Origin of the sequence: Campylobacter sp. RM12647 (assembly GCF_020138135.1) — a bacterium.
Taxonomy (GTDB): domain Bacteria; phylum Campylobacterota; class Campylobacteria; order Campylobacterales; family Campylobacteraceae; genus Campylobacter_E.
Map to the genome: position 1 here is coordinate 1 of NZ_JACGAS010000021.1, position 19336 is coordinate 19336.

12 protein-coding genes are annotated in these 19336 nt (G+C 28.6%); all 12 read right to left on the reverse strand.

Annotated elements, in window-relative coordinates; genetic code table 11:
- On the reverse strand, window positions 1-213 hold a 213-nt coding region (locus AVBRAN12647_RS07535; RefSeq protein ID WP_442862280.1), incomplete at its 3' end, for a hypothetical protein.
- Window positions 214-483: 270 nt separating this feature from the next.
- Window positions 484-723: a hypothetical protein gene (locus AVBRAN12647_RS07540; RefSeq protein WP_336609740.1), complete on the reverse strand. Its 240-nt coding sequence runs from the start codon at window positions 721-723 to the stop codon at window positions 484-486.
- A 96-nt stretch (window positions 724-819) separates the two neighbouring features.
- A complete protein-coding gene (locus AVBRAN12647_RS07545) occupies window positions 820-2640 on the reverse strand; it encodes a hypothetical protein (RefSeq protein ID WP_239803286.1) in 1821 nt (606 codons plus the stop codon).
- Window positions 2633-5974, reverse strand: a complete 3342-nt coding sequence (locus AVBRAN12647_RS07550; protein WP_239803285.1) for a DEAD/DEAH box helicase family protein — start codon at window positions 5972-5974, stop codon at window positions 2633-2635. The genes AVBRAN12647_RS07545 and AVBRAN12647_RS07550 overlap by 8 nt, the downstream gene beginning before the upstream one ends.
- Window positions 5975-6011: 37 nt before the next feature.
- Window positions 6012-6650, reverse strand: coding sequence for a hypothetical protein (locus AVBRAN12647_RS07555; protein WP_239803284.1), 639 nt, complete (start codon window positions 6648-6650; stop codon window positions 6012-6014).
- Window positions 6651-7180: 530 nt separating this feature from the next.
- Window positions 7181-10054: a type I restriction endonuclease subunit R gene (locus AVBRAN12647_RS07560; protein ID WP_336614953.1), complete on the reverse strand. Its 2874-nt coding sequence runs from the start codon at window positions 10052-10054 to the stop codon at window positions 7181-7183.
- 200 nt (window positions 10055-10254) lie between these two features.
- On the reverse strand, window positions 10255-11292 hold the full coding sequence (locus tag AVBRAN12647_RS07565; RefSeq protein WP_336614954.1) for a hypothetical protein: 1038 nt from the start codon (window positions 11290-11292) through the stop codon (window positions 10255-10257).
- Window positions 11293-11528: 236 nt separating this feature from the next.
- Window positions 11529-13979, reverse strand: a complete 2451-nt coding sequence (locus AVBRAN12647_RS07570; protein WP_336614955.1) for a pentapeptide repeat-containing protein — start codon at window positions 13977-13979, stop codon at window positions 11529-11531.
- Window positions 13979-15139 (reverse strand): restriction endonuclease subunit S, encoded by a 1161-nt coding sequence (locus tag AVBRAN12647_RS07575; RefSeq protein ID WP_336614956.1) that lies wholly within the window; start codon window positions 15137-15139, stop codon window positions 13979-13981. The genes AVBRAN12647_RS07570 and AVBRAN12647_RS07575 overlap by 1 nt, the downstream gene beginning before the upstream one ends.
- Complete coding sequence (locus tag AVBRAN12647_RS07580) at window positions 15136-16638, reverse strand: type I restriction-modification system subunit M (protein WP_336614968.1); 1503 nt, start codon at window positions 16636-16638, stop codon at window positions 15136-15138. The genes AVBRAN12647_RS07575 and AVBRAN12647_RS07580 overlap by 4 nt, the downstream gene beginning before the upstream one ends.
- Window positions 16639-16726: 88 nt before the next feature.
- Window positions 16727-18631 (reverse strand): hypothetical protein, encoded by a 1905-nt coding sequence (locus tag AVBRAN12647_RS07585; protein ID WP_336614957.1) that lies wholly within the window; start codon window positions 18629-18631, stop codon window positions 16727-16729.
- Window positions 18624-19184 carry a restriction endonuclease subunit S gene (locus tag AVBRAN12647_RS07590; protein ID WP_336614958.1) on the reverse strand — a complete coding sequence of 187 codons (561 nt, stop codon included), beginning with the start codon at window positions 19182-19184 and terminating at the stop codon, window positions 18624-18626. Before AVBRAN12647_RS07590 ends, AVBRAN12647_RS07585 begins: the two co-directional genes overlap by 8 nt.
- Window positions 19185-19336: the final 152 nt, after the last annotated feature.

Genomic DNA, 19336 nt, shown 5'->3' on the forward strand with positions numbered 1-19336 from the left:
AAAACTCCCCGCCGATGAAGCACTAGCAAAAAACATATCTTCAAGCAAAATTCCATTATCATCTACTTTGGCATTTTCTATGACTTTTTTTACACTTGATGAAACATAATCATAATATTTTCTAGCTACTTCGTTACCTTTTAAAACTAAAAAGCCATTTTCCACCCTTTTACACATAATATTTTTAAAATACAGCATATCATCACAAATCATCACTGTATCCTTTGGTTTAGAAAATACAAAATACCCAAAAGTTTTACACATAAGTTTGGCTATATTTAAAAACTTTGCATTTGTTTTTCTTAACTTATGTTTTTGATAGTTGTGTCTCTAAGCTGTTTGTTATGGTGCAAATACCAGCTGTTTTTAAGTATTATAAAGAGTGTTTTCAAGATAGCTAATCTAAATAACGCCTAGTGAATTATCTGTTGTGGTGATAACTAATGCAACACTAAAAAAGTCTTTTTTACTATCGTCTAAATGCTATTTGAGTCTTTTTAAAACTCTACTTCCGTCATTTTTATAAATTGCTTGACCTACATAGATGAGATTATCCTTGCATACTAGCATATAAACGCCACTATGATTTAGCTCTGCTCTATCGTCGCTATCTTTTATGAGTTGGCGTGGAAGTTTTAAAACCACTCCCGTCCAGTTTGAATAAGTGCACTTTATCCTACCATCCGCATCATCTATCAAATAATAAGTAATCGTTTTCCCCATATCTTGCCTTTGCTTTATCTTTATTTGCGTGATTTTAGCAAAAGAATTTAAAATAGGAATTTCGTTTATTTAGCATAAAAGTACATAAAATAAATTCTAGAAATTAGGTTCTTTTAGCTTTACATTATCTTCGCATTTAAGTCTTAAGCTATATTCATTTATATATTTAAATAAAAATGGTAACACACTAAGCTCGTTTAATCTCACAAAATTAACCGATAAAAGTTTTAAATAAATTTCAGGTTCTATTAAAGCATCATCATTTAAGCATTTTACCACTCTTATAGGACTTGCATTTACTATACTTGGTTTTAATCCTTGCCTTGAGTTTTTATCAAACACATCAGTTAACTTACCCACAAAATAATATAAATTATTTTCATATATAAAATAATTTAAATTTGTATTAGCTAAAAACATACTATCTTGATGATGAAGCTGCTGAAGCCTTGGATTTATAGTAAAATCAAGCATTTCATTAAGTTTTTTTACAAATGATTTTTTAATATCAAAATCTTTATTTTTTATGATTTTACTACCTGTGTGAATAGTGATAAATTCATCTATATCTTTAGCATTTTTACTATCTTTTATGTTATGTAATTTCGCAAAAATTTCTTGCGTATCAAACTCATTCTTAACACCATTTAAAGCATTGAAAATCTTATAAAAATCTCCCAGTGTAAAATAAGGTGTCTTAAAAATGCCAAAAATCTTGCCATTTATATCAATTAAGCCTTCGCAATCACTATTACATAAAGCCATATCTATAGGGAAGAACTCTTCGCTAAAAGATAATTTATCATCATTTAAACTAAGCTTTATTATCAAATCATCATATTTTTTATAAAAATTAGCCCTTAAATTTGTCCTAAAATCAAGGTTTAAACTATCTATATTTTTCTTAATCACTAGCTCATAAAGTAATTTATCAGGTTTAGCAATATCACTTTTGCAAACATGCTGAATATTTTGGTGAGTTTTGATTGTATTGTAAATATCTTCGCCTTCTTCATACTCACTTTTACTTTTAATGATAGCTATTGCGTTTTTGCTACTTTTTGAATTTATTTGTATGTTATTTAGATAGCTTTCAAGCTTTATTTTTAGCTTATCATTATCTGTAAAATTTAAAATCTCGCAACCATCTTGTAAACTTTCATGTAAATTAATTAAAAAATTATTATTTTTAATATCAAATCTTTTAATATTTTCTATTTTTATAATATCAAAATCTAAATATTTTGATAACTTTTGTTTTGCTAAAACCAAAACATCATACAAAACCCCAACCTTTGATTTTTGAAAATTACTCAAACCATCAAAAGCCATAAATTTAATAGTATTTTTAGTATTTGGATTTAACTTTTTTTGCATATATGAATTTTTATTTTTCTTAAAATCTCTAACCAAAGTATCATTTTTAAAATTATAAGCATTTAATAAAAGTTTATTTTCTGGATAATATTTTTGCAAATCTTGATATTTTGAAAAACTCACAACATTTAAAGAAAAATCATAATTTTGCGAGATTTTAAGCTCTAAACCCACTAGCTCGTTAGCCACTTTTTTAAGGTTTAAAAAAATCCTACCTGAAGTATTGCTAAACCTTAAAAAATCACTTACATAGTTGTTTAAACTAGCAAAAAGCAAATTAACAAGCACATATTCATTAATCTCGCTAACTTTTGATGAGTATTCATTAAGGGTGATTTTTTCATTTTTTAAAAACATTACATAGCCATATTCTTTAGTATAAAATGAGCTTATATTTTTATATTTTTGCAAATACTCATCTATGCTATTAATGTTATTTTTTAGGTTTTTTTCGGCGTTTATTTTTAAGATTATAAAATCATTTTTAATATTTTCTAAGTTTAATTTAATATCCAATTTATTTATAAAAATCTCATTCATTATTAATCCAGCTTATGATTTTTTTAATGGTTTCTTTATTAGTTACTAGCTTATTGTTTTCTTTTTTTACAAGTGGTGATATAGCTAAAATATCTCCATAATAATTACATATTTCATCACCTAAAATATTTAAAACCACAACTTTTTTAGCATTTATAAAATCTTTTTTATCTTTTACTTTATTTCGTATTTTGTTATACTCAGCTTCTATAAAATTCCCCTGCCAGCTTTTAACATCTAGATAAACTCCATCTTGTATTATAAAATCAAACTTTTCAAAATCTTCAATTTTTTCAATCTCTTGTAATTTTTGCTCAAGCTCATTGTTTAGCACAAACTCAGCAAAAACTTCTCCTAAAAAACCCTTATATGTATCAAAAAACCCAATAGGTAAAATAAATTCCTTGCTAAAATCATCACTGTATTTTTTAAAAAAATACTCCTTAAATCCATCATATTTAAAAAGTTCTTTTAATATGGTTGAGTTTATACCAACTGTGTCTTTTTTATCTGTATATTCGTGTTTTTCTACTCCATAAGAATTTTTCTCATTATTTGGTATATATAAACTCATAATATCTTTTAAATACTCTGAATTACTATTAATATGTTTTATATCATCTTTGCTAAGACTTGGGTATTTTAAAAGTAAATGTCTTAGATGTTTATATTGCATTTGTTTTCTTTTGGTCCAAACATTATAGGTATTAAAAAATTTATCCACAAGAACAGCTGAATTTTTTAACTTTTTGTTGATTATATTAGAGTTTAAATCCTTGGTTGGTTTTTCATATTTTTTTAACTCTTGCATTATTTTAGTAGCTAGTGGATTTTGATTATTTGAGCTTAAATACCAGTTACAATCACACTTTTTGGCTAAATTTTTATCTATAAAAATATCTATTTGCTTAGCTTTATTATCAGTCCTATTTAGCCTACCTATAGCTTGGAGTAAAACTCTAGTCCTAAAAAGTCTAGCACTAAATGTATCTTGAAGACTACCTTTTTTAGAAGAATTTTTTGAACCTAAAAACATTTCAAAACTATATTTTATATGTTTATATGCTTCCTTTGAGCTAATTTCAGCTGTATTTTCAAGCCTTTTTATTTTTATAATATTTTTAAGCAATTCTTCATCATTTACATCAGAATTATCGTGAATAAAAAGCTGAGTAATATCTCCAAAATATGCTGATTCTATATCTTTAAAATCATCTTTATAAACTTCTTCATCGTCTTCATCTTCTTTATACTCTTTAAACTGCAAATTATGCCCAACCCCTGCTGTAGCATAAGCTGACATTATAAAAACATTGTTTTTCTTATCTTTTAAAAGCTCTAAATATTCATCTTTTTTCGCTTTAAAATTGCTTGCATCAAGCACTATTAAATAATAATCATTAATATCTTTATTAACAAATTTAACCAAAGTTTTAAAAACTTCTCTTATAGGACTTTCTTTTAAAATCTTATCATCCCCAACGCCTGCCATTCCTAGGTATAAAAACGAACGAATATTATCATTTGAAATAAAGCTATACATGCATTCGAAAATGTTTTTATAGATATTTTTATAATATTTAATTTTATTATCTGCTTTTTCTTTATCACTAGCAAACTGTGTATCAATAAATTTTAGCTTATTGTTAATAAATTGCATAAGCTCATCATTGTTTAATTTGTTTTCTAAAGAATTTGTATTGTTATTGTCAAGTAAAAAAACATTAATTTCACTACCATCAAAACTTTTATTTAATTCATCTAGCTCTTGCTGTTTTTTGTCCAAAAACTCATCAGAAAGATTTAAAAACCTATCTTTTAGCTCATTTTTAAGATAATCCATATCATAATTACATAAAACACTAGGTATATTTGCTGTGGCACTAAGCCCTATTACTAAAGATTTTTTTGCCATTGTTTGGATATATTGTTCGGGGCTAGAATTAACCCCTGTAAGCTCAAAAATCAAATTATCATTATCTGCTGCAGTTTTTCTTAAGCTAACAAACTCAAATCCATCTTCATAAAAACTAGGAATTCTTATAATCTCATCTTTACTTAATTTAGAAAAATGCGTCCCCTGTATGATATATGATAAAAAGCTTTTACTATCCCCCAACTCAAATCTTTTTAAGATGCTTGAATATATGTTATTTTTTGGGATTTCTTCTGTATGATTATCTTTTAAATATTTAGCATAATGACCACTCATTTCTAAAACAAGTTGCGTTAAACTTGTGATTATTTTATGGATATTTTTTAGCATTGACGGGATGAATATTTCACTTTTTTCATCTTTATCGTTGGTTAGATTTATGATGTATTTATTTTGCTGTTCGTCATATTTGATTGTGTAATTTTTGTCCGAGTTTATCATAGAATGAAAGCGAGAATAATCTCTAAAAAGATAGTCGTTTTTTATATCGTCTTTATAATCAAAACATGATTTTACTTTAAATTTTTCAGTGTTTTTATCCACCCATTTTGTAAATTTATCAAATGTAAATGCGGGATTTGATTTATCATGCTCACTTAAAGCATATTTTATACTTGCTGGATATTGCTCTTTGTTTAGTAAGCCATTGTGAAGATTTTTAATAAATTCTTTATAATCAAATTTTGTCTGTAAAGAATGCGAGATAATAATGTTTTCAATGCTATCTTTTGTAGCGTCAAACTCATCTATGATTATAATAGCATCTTTACTAAACTTGTGAAATATAAGCTCACAGCTAGGCTCATAAAAAAAATTAAATTTTGAAACAAATTTAGAAATAGTGCAAAAACAAACTTGATATGTGGTAATATCTAAACCTTTATACATCTGCCCAATGAGCGGAAAGCGTTTTTTTAGCTTATCTATGGAATTAATTTTTTCTTTTTCACAATAATTAGAAATGTTATATCTAAAGTTGCTTTCTAGCTCACTTAAAGGACCATCATAAGCGTTTTTATCTTTTATTACGCTTATATCTTTGATTGTTTTATTTATAGCATCTATATTTTTTTCTTGATTTTTATCTTTGGTATTAAAGTCTTTTTTCTTTATACCATTTTGCAAAATATACGATTTAAAATATTCTAAATTTGTTTCTAATTTTATAGCATTTTTACCTTTTAGCTTTTCTGTGTAATCCTTGTATGATTCATTTACATTATTTTTATTTGAAGTTAAAAAAAATATCTTTCTTTTTCCACCACTTCCTACATAATCAGCGATAAATTTTAAACTCTGATAAGTCTTGCCATATCCAGTCGGCAAATCTATGGTGCATAAGCCATTTTTTTCATCCTTTATCTTATTTAAATAATCATAAATCGCCGAATATTGCATATAATTATCCTTTTTATTATCTACTAAAAAATAAAAGTTACTTTATATTTTTTAATTTATTATCGGCTATCTTTTTAATCTCATTACACATTTCAATAATCGCTTCAATATACTTACTTTCCATCAACCTATCCCCAAAAGAGTCGCTTAACTTTATTTCTTTCATAACTGCCATTTTTGTATTTAAATCTTTAAAGATTTCAACAAGCTCTAAAGATGATGTTTTTGTCTTATTAACATTACTCATACTGTCTGTTCTTTCTTTTCTTGGTTTAATTAAATTTTTATTTGCAACTGTTCTATATTCGCTACTATAATATTCTCTTTTTTCTTCTATGTAATTAAAAAATATTTTCTTTTCATTAGAACTAATAGAGTTGTTTAAAAAAGCATCTAAAATATATTTTTTATTGTCATTTAAATACATACAAGAAATATCAACTATTGCTACAAGATAATTTAATACAGATTTTGTATTTCCTTTCAAATCTAATTTCTTATTATTGTAACATTGTATATATTGTTCTAATATAATGCTATATTTATCACAAAATTGACTATAATTAAAATCTAAATTGCTTTTTGATAAAATATAATTAACTCTATTATTATAAGTCTTTTTTGTCCCTTCTTCTGTCAAATTTTCATCAAAATACTTTATAAATAACTCTTTCATTTTTTATCCTTAATTATTAAAATAAACATTTTAACAAATTATAACATAAAATAAATAATTCAAATTATAAATTTGTTTTATTATTATATTATAGTATTTACTAATTTATTTTTACATTAAAAATTATTTTTTAAACTTATCTTTTTTTCACTTTAATAATATTATTTAATCAGTTATTTTTGTAATTCCATAATTCCTATGCTATTTTTCTTTTTTTTTGTGTTATTTTAACAGTTGTATATTATTTGAATAAAAAAAATATATTTTCAAAGCAGATAATAAAATAGATTCTAATTAATATTTTGATTTTGAATGTTTGTATAAAAATATTTAGGTTTTATATTTTATATCTTTATAGATTTACCTATAAAAATAACTCAAAAAATCAAGAATTTAAAATAGGAATTTCGTTTATTTGGAATTTATAAATTTCGTTTATTTGGAGTTTTTTAGCATAAATACAGCACCAATTAATACCCATTCAAACAAGCGAAATTTATATCTCAAAAACCATAGCCTAAATCCACTAGCTACCCACCGCGTTTGCCTAGGTAGATTTTGATTAGGGAGTTTATGTAGTTTTCTATGTCGTTTAATTTGTTGATTTTTGTTAAAAATGGCAGCATTTTTACTATGAGTTCGGTTGCGATTTTGTTTTTGATACTTTCATCAAATTCAGGCACATTAGAAAACTTGCCAAACTCAATATCAAGCAAAGCAATGATTTGCCCCACATCAGCCTTATCAAAATCCCTAGCAAGATTACGCTCAAGCGGGTCATCTGTCAAATCCTTTTTAAAATCCATAGCCAAATCACAGCTAAGCTTATAAAACTCACTCTCGCTAAGCCTTTTTGCCCTATAATCTTCCAAAATCTCCTCTATTCTCGCACTAAATCTTACAAAAATTTCAGGATTTATCACTTCGTATTTTTTCACTTCTTTTTCTAGTGCGTTTAGCTTTCCATGAGCCTTCACCTCATCACTAAAATCACTCGCTACCCTTGAAAAATCATCACTTAGTATATCAAGCGGTTCATTTAGCGTATAAATTTGCCCTACTTTTAAATGCTCATCTAGTAGCTTTTGCATACTTTGCTCGTATTCTTTTAGGCTAAAATCCTCAGCATAAAAGACCATAGCCGTTCGCCTTAGGCTTAAGTATTTTTTAAGGCTTACTTTGTTTTTCTCCATGTCATTCTCACTTAAACTTGCCCTTAGCTTACGAGTATTTAGCACCACGCCCACAAGGTTGCTAAACCTTGCTAAAACCTTGCAAAACCTATCCCTAAACGATAAATCTTTTAAAACCTTTAGCTTTTCTACTTCATCATCAAGCCCTGCAAACATCTCATCAAGCACGGCTAGGCTCTCCCACATATCATCTAAAGAGCCATCTATTTTAAAAACCGCCCCCACCAAATCACTCTCATCATATCCACTAAGCGCGTCGTATCTACTAAGCGTGGTATCAAGCTCACTAAGAAGCCCTCTATAGTCCACGATTATCCCCTCATCTTTGCCCTCTTTTAGCCTATTTACCCTTGCTATGGCTTGAAGTAGGTTGTGTTCTTTTAGGTTTTTATCTATATAAAGTTTTTTAGCACAAGGAGCATCAAATCCCGTAAGTAGCTTATCTACCACGATTAGCAAATCCACTTTCCTATCCTTAAAATCACTCTTGCACTGCTCTTCATACTCTGCGTGATTTAGCTTTGCATACTCATCGCTTACCCACTTTTCTTGCTCGCCTTCGTTTTCTTCTCCTGCATTTGTAGATATCACGACCCTAACTTCCAAATCCCCAAGCTCTTTAAAAACTTTATAATATTTCATCGCCTCAAACTTAGAATTAGTTGCAAGCATTGCGTTAAACGGCGTATTTTTAAGGCTTTGTTTGAAGTCTTCGTTTATATCAAGTGCAATGTATTCAAGCCTTGAAATTGAAGTATGAAGCTTTTTAATCTTTGAGCATTTTTGCTTGATTTGCTCTTTTTGCTCGTTACTAAGCCCAAGTGTAAGCTCATCAAATCTTTTTTCTAGCTCGTCTTTATTGCTAAGACCAAGCTCTATCATTTTGTTTTCATACAAAAGTGGCAAGGTAGCTCCATCTTCTACTGCTTCGCCGATATTATAAGTATGCAAAAGTCCGCCGTATTTTGCTATGCTTGATTTTTCTTTAGATAAAAGCGGCGTTCCTGTAAATGCTATGATATAGGCATTTTCGCCTAAGTTATCAAGCATTTGCATATGAAGTTCTCCGTTTTGGCTTCTGTGGGCTTCATCTATTAGGATAAATCTTGTTCTGTTTTTTATGTCTTTTAAATCGCTAAATTTAAAAATCGTAGTCGTGATAAGCCCCACTCCATCATCGTTTAAAAGCTCGTTTAAATGGCTTGTGTTTTTGGCGTGGTGCAAGGTGTCAAGATTTGCCGTGCCGTTTATGGTCGCTGAGATTTGCTCATCTAGTTCTATTCTATCTGTGATGATGATTTTTTGGGCTGTGCTATTTAGCCTAGCTAGGATATTTACTAGCATTAGCATTGTGTAGCTTTTGCCACTGCCTTGAGTGTGCCATACTAGACCGCCGTACTTATTTTTGATAGCTTTTATCACTTCTTTTATGCCAAAATATTGTTGATAACGGCTTGCGATTTTGCTTGTTTTGTCTTTAGACTTGCTAAAAAATATAAAATCACTTATAAACTCAAGTAAATTTATAGGCTTTAAGATATTGTTACACAGCACTTTTACGCTATCATCGCTGCTTTTATCCTTAAAGACATTGTAAAATTTACTAGGCGTTAGCGTTGTGCCGTATTTAGTGATAGTGCCACAACTTGCAACGCAAAGCTGAATGAACTTATAAAAGTTCTCAATCCTATCTGGGTGCTGGTGGTTTAGGAGTTGGTTTATCGCTTCAGCTGCTCCAACGCACGAGTTTTTAAGCTCGATGCTAACAAGCGGGATACCATTTACAAACAACACCAAATCAATCCTAGTGCTTTTCTTTTGCTCGTCTTTAGCGTTTATAAGGCTAAATTCTTCTGTGATTATAAATGAGTTTTTAGACGGATTTTCGTAATCTATGTAGTTTATGTGCCTTGAAGGTTTGCCTTTTTGCTCTAAGCCTTCGCCAAGTAAAATAAGCTTTGTGATGGTTTCGTTGGCTGTGATTAGGCTGTTAATTGGGGCTTTTAGCTTGTTTATCATTATGATGAGTTCATCATCATTTAGCTGATAGTTTGTCCTTAAAAACTCCTTAAGCTTAGCCAAAAGCAAAGGCTCGTTAAAGTCGTTTTGCCTAAGCTCGTTGCATTCTTTTTCACTTAGATACTGCCAGCCTAAATCCTTTAAAGTCTCTATAAAATACGCTTTTACATTGCTTTCTATACTAAAATCCATCGCCACGCCTTTGAAATTTTAAATACATTTTAAACAACTTGCATTAATTTAGGCTAAATGCAAAAGCCCTTGCGTAGCGGGAATTTATTTCGTGTATTTTTGTGGAATTTAAAATAGGAATTTCGTTTGTTTATAAATGCTTTTAAATATCCTTACAAAACCACAAACAAACGAAATTTCTATTTTAGTTTTTTATGATTTTAGTGGTTATTTTTTTTAAAAAGTCCTAGAAAATCTTCAATATCAAGCAAACTAGCCTCGTCGTAACATTTATTATTTGAGTCACTATATGGATGATGGGTTAGATAGTTTCTTAATGGTTTAAATTGTTTATAGAGAATACTCAATTTATTTAAAAATACAAAATCAACACCACTAATATCTATATCTAAAGACCTATATTTTTCTTTCTCTACTTTTTCAATTTCTTTTTCTAGTCTTTTTATAACTGCTTTTATAGTTTTTTCATATTCTTTATAGTCTTTTAAACAAATTGCGTGATTATGGGCGATTTTATTTCTTATTTTTTGTATAGTTAATAAATCTTCTTTTAGCTTATCTACTTTTAAATTCTCATACCAATGTTCTATGTGTGGTTTTCTTGCAATTTTTTGTAATTTTTCCATTGCTTTTTCTTTATTATTGTTATCTAATTCTTTTTTCGCTTCTTCCATAAGCTCTTCAAGATTATTAGGATATGTAAGTTGAAAAAATCCATTGATATAATCTTGATATGTTAGCAAAGATAAAAAAGCTTCATTTAAATCTTGATTGGTTTTATCTTGACGTTTATCTCTTGCTATATTTTCATCTACAATTTTATACCAATTGTCCCCACAAGCCCCTATCATCAACAAATAAATCAATTTTCTAAACATAATTTCATGTTTTGATATTAATTTATACAGCTTTTCTGAAAAATACAAAGAACTATCGCTATAAACTACGGTGATATGATATTCTTTTCTGTGTTCGCCATCTTTAATATCTTTATAAAATCTATCTAATAAAGTAGCTTTATCAAGACTTTTTCCATTTATTTTAAACTTAAATAAAATGGCATGTTTCATAGCTAATTTATCTTCTATAACAATTCCTTTATAGCATTTCTTACCATTTTCTAATCTATTTAATCTCTCTTCTATTATATTTGTAATATTTCTTGTATCTTTAACTAAAACCGATTTATTGCCTTCTCTTAGCTTTTCTTTTACGCTAAATAATAATTCCAATCTCATGAACACTCCTTTATTTTAAAATCATATCTTTTTGGTATTAAAAATAACAATTACTAAAAGATTAAAAATAAATTTCGTATGTTTGGAGCTTTAGTTTTATGGCAAAAATACACGAAATAAATTCCACAAATCCCCAAATGTCACTTGCTTGGCTTTGGAATTTATTTTCGTATTTGGAATTTAAATTCGGAATTTCGTTTGTTCGGCAAGTTTAAGCAAACAAACGAAATTTGGTTTTAGCTTGGGATTATTGAGTTTTTACGCATTGTTTTTTGCAAGGCAAATATACAAAACGCAAGAACTAAATAATAAGCTATATTAAGCCTTGAAACCCCACCATCTATCGCTATGGCTCGTTTTAGCTCGGGGCTTTCATCTAATAACTTTGATGATTTTAGCTCATCTTTGTAGTCTTTTAAGGTCTTTTTAGCGTTTAGCTCACTTGTTGGCTCTTTGGCTAAAATCTGTTTTGATAAATCTAGTGCCTTTTGGCTGTCTAGCTCATCTATAGCTTTGTATAAATAATGGTTTCTCGCATCTTCTGAAAACGCCCCTAAAAATGGGGTTATTATGTTAGGAGTGCATAATATACCAATAAACCCTGCCGCCGCAAAGCTTACAAAGGTATATTTGACATTATTGGCTAATAATATAAAAAGCATTGCCAAAATCCCTATGAAAATCATCGGTAAAATCACACTAAATTCTGAAACATTAAAGCTATAAGCCAAACGAAGAGTAAGCAAACAAATGGCTAAAAATATAAAAATTAGCCAACCTTTATCCTTGCTAAAACCTTTTAAAACAAATAAAAACTCATAACCCAAACAAAGCAAGAAAATCACAACGCTAACGCCATACATAGCTAAACCCAAATCTACAAGGTTACAAATACTATTTATGGTTTTTTCATCAAAAGACAAGCCAAAATTTATCATAAAATACCCACCAATGACACTTAGGGTAAATAAAAGTATCTTTAAAAAATCAGTGTGATGGTCGCTTGTTGTTCTGTTTAGCTTTAAAAACCACCAATCTATTTTATCTCTTAGTTTAAGCGATGAGATATTTTCCGCTTTATCATCAAAAGAATTTAATTTCGGATTATCTTTGTAAAAATATTCTAATTCGTTAATATATAACTCTGTTTTCTTAAAACTTACAGCGCTTATATGATTATTACTATTTAATAACAAATCTTTAAATATTCTACAAGTTTCTCTCATATTTGTTAGTATTGACAATCTATCTTGATATAAATAAAAAATTTGAGATATATTGTTTGGTTTATTTTTATCAATTTTTAAAGAGTTATCAATTTCATCAATTTTATTTTTTTCTATATCTACATAAACTATATTTATAGGAGTTTCTGGATATATCAATGCGGCACCTAAAATCGGAATATTTTTAAATTTAGTGCTATTTAAATTGATAAAAGATTGAAAATCAGTTGATTTAAAACTTGTGTGACTATCAAATACACCTTGATAAAAATCTACATTTTTTAAAAAAGTGGTGTTATCAAATATAACATCATTTAAAAATTTAGTTTCTATAAAATAAACTTCTTTATGAAAAGTTGAATGCTGAACTGAAAAACACTTGTTAAAATTACTTTTATCAAATCTTGCAACACCAAAAAAATCAGCAAAATCAAAAGACATACCAACATCTACATTATCCTTGCAAGATATGTAAATATTTTTATAAAATTTGCAATGTAAAAATGATATTGGTTTTTCAATATTTTTATCAAAATTATAATATCCAAAATTAAGGTCTCCATGAAATTCTGAATAAGAAAAATCAACTTGATTAAAAAAGGTTATGCCTGCTAAATTAATATTTTGATAAAATTTAGCTCCAGTGAAATCTATTTCACTATAAAAGAATCTTGGTTTTTTGCTTTGTTTGTCATCATATCTTATTTGATTATTGTTAAAAATTGCTCCTTTTTCAAATTTACTTCCCCTAAAACTGATTTTGATTTTATTATCTAATAACTTATTATCATCAAAATTAACAATTACATTAAAATTACTATTTAAAAAAAATATATGATTAACTCTATTATTTATCCCTTTAATATTGGGTATAAAATAACAACTGCATTTATAAAAATATATACTTTTTCTTATTAAATCATGCGAATGTATAAGTGAATTTTCTAAAGTAGGAGTATCTGAAAAAATGCAATCTTGAAAATTAATATCTTCCATAAATCTACAATCTTGAAAACCGATTTTTTTAAAATTTATCTTATTTATCTTATGCTTACCATTAATAGTAAAAGTGCATTTTTTGAATAAAAAATTACAAAAGGTAGTTAATTTATATTCTTTAAAATCAGGTGAAAAAAGTTCAAATAAATTATTTATATAAAAATCTTTCTGACATATAAAAAAAATATTCTCAAATTCAACTTCATTAAAAGTATTTAGCCTATTAGCTAATGTTTTAATATCAAATATTCTTACCTTTTTGCCAATACCTTTTAAGGTAATTTTCTTTACTCTATCTTCGTTAATATCAATATAACAATGCAAAACCCCATCAAAAACAAAAATATTTTTTAATATCTCTTCAAGTTTTTGATTTTTATAATTTGCTGTTGCGTAATAAAAATCAATAGTTCCACTATTTTTGCACTTTACTTTAATATCTCTTTCAAAATCATAACTCATTAATAATCCTTTACTCTTAGGTTGCCATTGAGGAGTTCGGTTAAAAGGTGGGATTTGAGAGTGGTTTGGGCTGTTATTAGCTCGTTTAGGCACTCCAAACGCTCATCACACGCACTTAAGACTTCCCCTATCTTCTTCTGCTCTTCTAGGCTTGGAAGTATTAAAAAATATTTTAAAAATTCACTATGAGTAAATTCAAATTGTCTTCTAGTTGAAGTTTTTATTATTTTTCCTTTAATTGGCTGAATAAGTGTTTTAATTGCGAAATAACCAAAAATAGGATTGAGCTTTTCTTCATTTAAATTGTAAATATGATAAATTGGGCTACAACACCCATTCTCAATATTTATATTTATATTAACTTCATCAATTCCTATACCTATAATTAAATCATTTTTTTTAAATGTTTTATGATTGGTTATGCTATGGCGTTTATCTTCAAATGGTTTTATTCCATTTTTACCTATCGTATATTGGTCGTAATTATCAGAATTTAATTTTGTATATTCTTGAAAAATATCTTTAATAGCTACTTCTTGCCAAGGGGTGGTGAAGTTGGCAAAACGGGTTTTGCCACTTAGTAACTCGTTCATTAGGTGGAGTTTTTCTTTTTCTAATTCCGATTTCAAATTCTTTAGATTTTTTATATGCTCATCGCAACTACTTAAAATCTCGGCGATTTTTTCTTGCTCTTTTAGTGGTGGAAGTGGAACTTTAATATGCTGTTTAAAAATAGCGGGGTTAATATTTGCTTGACTTACACCCTTAGTAACATAAACACGAATTTTATCTTGCATTTTTTTAGTATTCAATACTTCATTAATAAACTTTGGATTAGCCTTTTCACGATTTAATCTTAACGCTACCAAATAAGAAGCTGTTAAATAATCTCCGTCCAAATCAAATAATGACACTTTTCCAACTAACTCATAACTATTCGTTCTGTTTAGAAGAATATCACCCTTGTAAAGTTTGTATTTATTAAAAGTTTTTTCATCATAATCTATATAAGACATATCCTTTAAAATTAAACCACCATTTTGCATGTGGTTCATTTTAATAACAGGATATTTTCCAGTATCAGTAGTTGCATCAGAAGTTCCATAAAAACTTTTTTCACATATTTCACCTATTGTTACTTCTTCCCAACGAATACTCATAATCCTAGCTCCTTTAGGTATCCTTGTAATTTGGCGTTTGAGAGTTCTAGTTTGGCGTTTAGGATGTTTATTTGCTCTTTTAGTTCGGTGTAGTCAATTTGCAAGGTTTCATCTTCTGCTGTTACATATCTTGGTATGTTTAGGTTGAAGTCGTTTTGCTCTATCTCATCAAGGCTTACGACCTTGCAAAAGCCGTTTATATCGGTATTTCCGTGATAGGCTTTTAGGATTTTGTCAATGTCTTTAAGTGTGTTTTGGTTTTTGCCTTTTTCATAGCAAGAACTTGCGTCTATGAAAATCACTTTTTCGTTTTGCTCCTTGCTAAAAATCATGATACATGCCGGTATGCTCGTGCCATAAAAAAGGTTGCTAGGAAGTCCGATGATGGCTTTTAGATAGCCTTGTTTTATAAGACTTGACCTTATTTTGCCCTCGCTTGAACCACGAAATAGCACTCCGTGAGGCATTACTACGCCTAAGGTTCCGCCGTTTTTTAAAGACTTTATCATGTGGAGTAAAAAGGCATAATCGCCCTTGCTTTTAGGTGGCATACCGTAGTTAAACCTTGAAAATCTATCTTCCTTTAGCTCTTCATAGCCCCATTTATCAAGGCTAAAAGGTGGGTTTGCGACTATTTTGCTAAAGCGTCTTAAATCGCCGTTAGTATCTAGGTGAAGTGGGTTTGTGAGTGTGTCGCCCCACTTTATCTTGGGATTTGGGATATTGTGTAAGAACATATTCATAACGCATAGGGCGTAGGTTTGGGCGTTTTTTTCTTGTCCGTAGATAAAGTTGTTTGTGCCTTTTTGGCTTGCTTTTAGCAAAAGTGAGCCTGAGCCACAAGTAGGGTCGTATATCTCTTCGCCGTCTTTGATACCGACTAGCTCGGCAAGTAGGACGCTCACCATGCTAGGGGTGTAAAACTCGCCGCCCTTTTTGCCTGAATCGCTTGCGAATTTTGCGATTAGATACTCGTATGCGTCGCCTATGATGTCTTTGTTTTCTAGGCGACTTGGGCGTAAATCAAGGCTTGAAAAGTCGTTTATGAGCTGTTTTAGGGTGGTGTTTCTTTGCTGGGTGTCGCCTAGCTTGGAAGGGTTATTAAAATCTATGTGGGTGAATATGCCTTCTAGCTTTTCTTTGTTTAGCGTTTCTAGGCTGCTTAGGGCGGTGTTGATTAGCTCGCCTAGGTTGGTGGCGTTTTTGTGCTCTTGTAGGTAGGCAAATGTTGAGTGAGCTTCTAGTTTAAAATCTAGTTGATTTAGTAGGGCTTTATAGACTGAGTCGATGCCACAGCTTTTGGCTTTTAGCAAGGTAGTCTTTTCGGTGTAGGTGTCGCTTAGGTATTTGATAAATAGCATGGTGAGAATGTAGTCTTTGTAATCACTGCCGTCCATCAGCCCACGGAAGGTGTTGCACGCGTCCCAGAGTTTGGCGTTTATCTGGGCGGTGGTGGTTTTGGGGGTTGGGTTTTGCTCGGCTTGTTGAGTTGGATTGATTTGTGTTGCTTCGGTGCTGTTGGTCTCAAGTGTTTTTGTATCGGAATTTAACTTCGGAATTTCGTTTGTTTGTTTCATCTTATATCCTTTAAATCGTATTTTTTCTAAATGTCTTTTGCATTGAATAAATACACAAAATCATAATTATAAAAAAGATAAAGTATATCGTATCAAGCTGTAAATCTATACAAATAGCTTTGATTATGTTGTTATATACTTTACTATCTGATTCCAAGCTTGTGTAATACATTAAAAGCTTATTGTCTTTTATAAATTGTTTTATATCTTGGATATTTTGTGCATTTTCAACCGATAGATTGACTATATCTGTGCCGAAATACAAATCGTAAGGCTCTTGTGTTTGGTTTATACTGATGTTTGAGTTAACCTCGTTTTGGCTTATAGTAGCTTTTAAATTTATAATGTTTTGGCTTGGTTTTGATTCTTCTTTTGGCTCTTTTTTTGACTCTGAATCTTTTTTAGTTTTGTTAATTTTTTCTTGATTTTCTACACTTGCTATTTTTAAAGCCTCTCTAATGTCTTCTTGGGTGTATCTATTTAAGGTATCATCTAAGTAATAAATGCTTGGTGAAGTTATGATATTTTTTGAAAAAATCGGCAAACATATAAAACAAATAACTGCAATTAAGCTAATAAAATGGTAAATATCACTACTTCTAGTATAAAATATATATAACACCACAAATAAAATTACAAAATATGAAACTACGAGATAGTTAGGAAAAACCAAGAAAGCAAAAACTAAAATCATAGAGATAATACACATCAATCTACCGATAATGTTTTTAATCCTATTTGCACTTAAAGCAAATAATATTAATACAACAAAAAACATTATTAAACTGCAAACTCTATAAAAATCATCTAAAATATGGTTAAAATAGCCTATATCAAAAAAGCTAAATAACCCAACAATAGATAACTCAAGATACAGTGAAAAGATAATAGCTAGAGTAAAATTTACAATCCTTGCAAAATTTGTATGATGTTCGCTTGTAATTTCATAAAATTTAAGCATTAATTGCTCTAGGGTTGCTCTCCAAGCTTTTAATGATAAAGTTTCTCTAATACTTAACTTTTCGTTATTTTTTTTGGCTTTTTCTAATTTCTTAAACCTTATATCACTTTCTATTTTTAAATATATTTCATAAACAAAAAGCTCTAACTTTTCACATTCTTTAGCGTAGATTTTGTTATTATGTGCTAATGCAATATCTTTAAATTTTCTAAATGTATTTTGTAATTTACTAGCTAGATTTAGCTTTTCTTCATCTGTTTTTCCATAATTATTTATATAATTATTTATATCTTCTTTGCTAAAACTTGTGATTTTTTCAAATTCAAAAACCACTTTTTTATAATCATCAAAATATAAATCAGTAGTTTCAAAAACTTCATCAAAACTAGAACCTTCAAAAGAAATGTATTTATTAAATGTTGTATCATTTAGACTGATTTTGCCACTAAAATGTGATGAAATCTTAGCCTTATTCGCCACTTCAAATTCACTTAAACTAAACTCATTTACAAGGCATTTATTTAGATAAAAATCATAACAAGTTGTATTGTATATATATAAATTTATTGATTTTTTATTTTCTTTATCATCTTTGATTTTTAGTTTTTGAAAATTTGAATTTTGAATAATAATTCTTTCTAATTGACTAGAAATTGTTATGTCTGTAGTTTTTGTAAAACTACAACCATTGTAATATATATTTTTTATATCCATAAGTGAAACCAAATCCACATCCTTGTCAAGCCTAATATCATATAAAGCTAATGTAGAAAAGGATATAAGATTGTTTGAAATCACATTTTTAATATCTTCAAAAGGTACTTTCTCTTCTTTTATACCATGTAAAATTAGTATTGCATCACTACAAATATATTCAATAGAATTTTCTTTTTTCATATTGTGTTTGTTTTGATTAAATACATAATCAACTTTATCCATAATCTCTTTAACCATTTAAAATCTCCTTTAAAATTATTGTTTTTAGGGTTTCTTCTTTTGTAATTAGCTCGTTTAGAGTTTGTTTGCGTTCGTTGATAGTTTTAAAAATATTGGCAAATTTATTTTGCCTATCTATCTCAATATATGGAATTGTTATGCTTTTTATATCTTTTACATTTAAGAGCCTTAATGCTTGACCTTCTGCTAGGTTTTCTAGTCTTGAGTGGTTGATTATTTCAGCTACAAAATATGGGTTGAAGGCTTTTGTATCCTTTAAAGTGATTTTTAACATGTGTGATGAAATCAAAAATTCATTTTGGTTTATTACATGTGCTTTTAGCGGGAGCCTTAATCTTATAACAATATCATTTTCTCTTACCAAATAATGATTTTCTAGACTTTGCGTAGCGTAAAATTCATCTATAAATTCATCTTTTATATAATCTTCATCAAATGCTTTTAGGCTTAATAATCTATATGAAAACGGTGTTTTTTCTTGGGATTTTCTTCTTGCTAGAACTAAACCCATGTTTAAATCTGCAATGTCTTCTAGTAAAACTTGTTTCAATAAATCTCCTTTCGTCCCTTAGCTAAGGAAAAATAAATTTAAAAAAAAATAGCAAATTTTTAAGTTTATGTCAAATTTACTTAACTAAGGGACAAAATTATTAATAAACAAATAGGATTATTTTTTGAAGTTAATTTAGCTTATTTTTAATT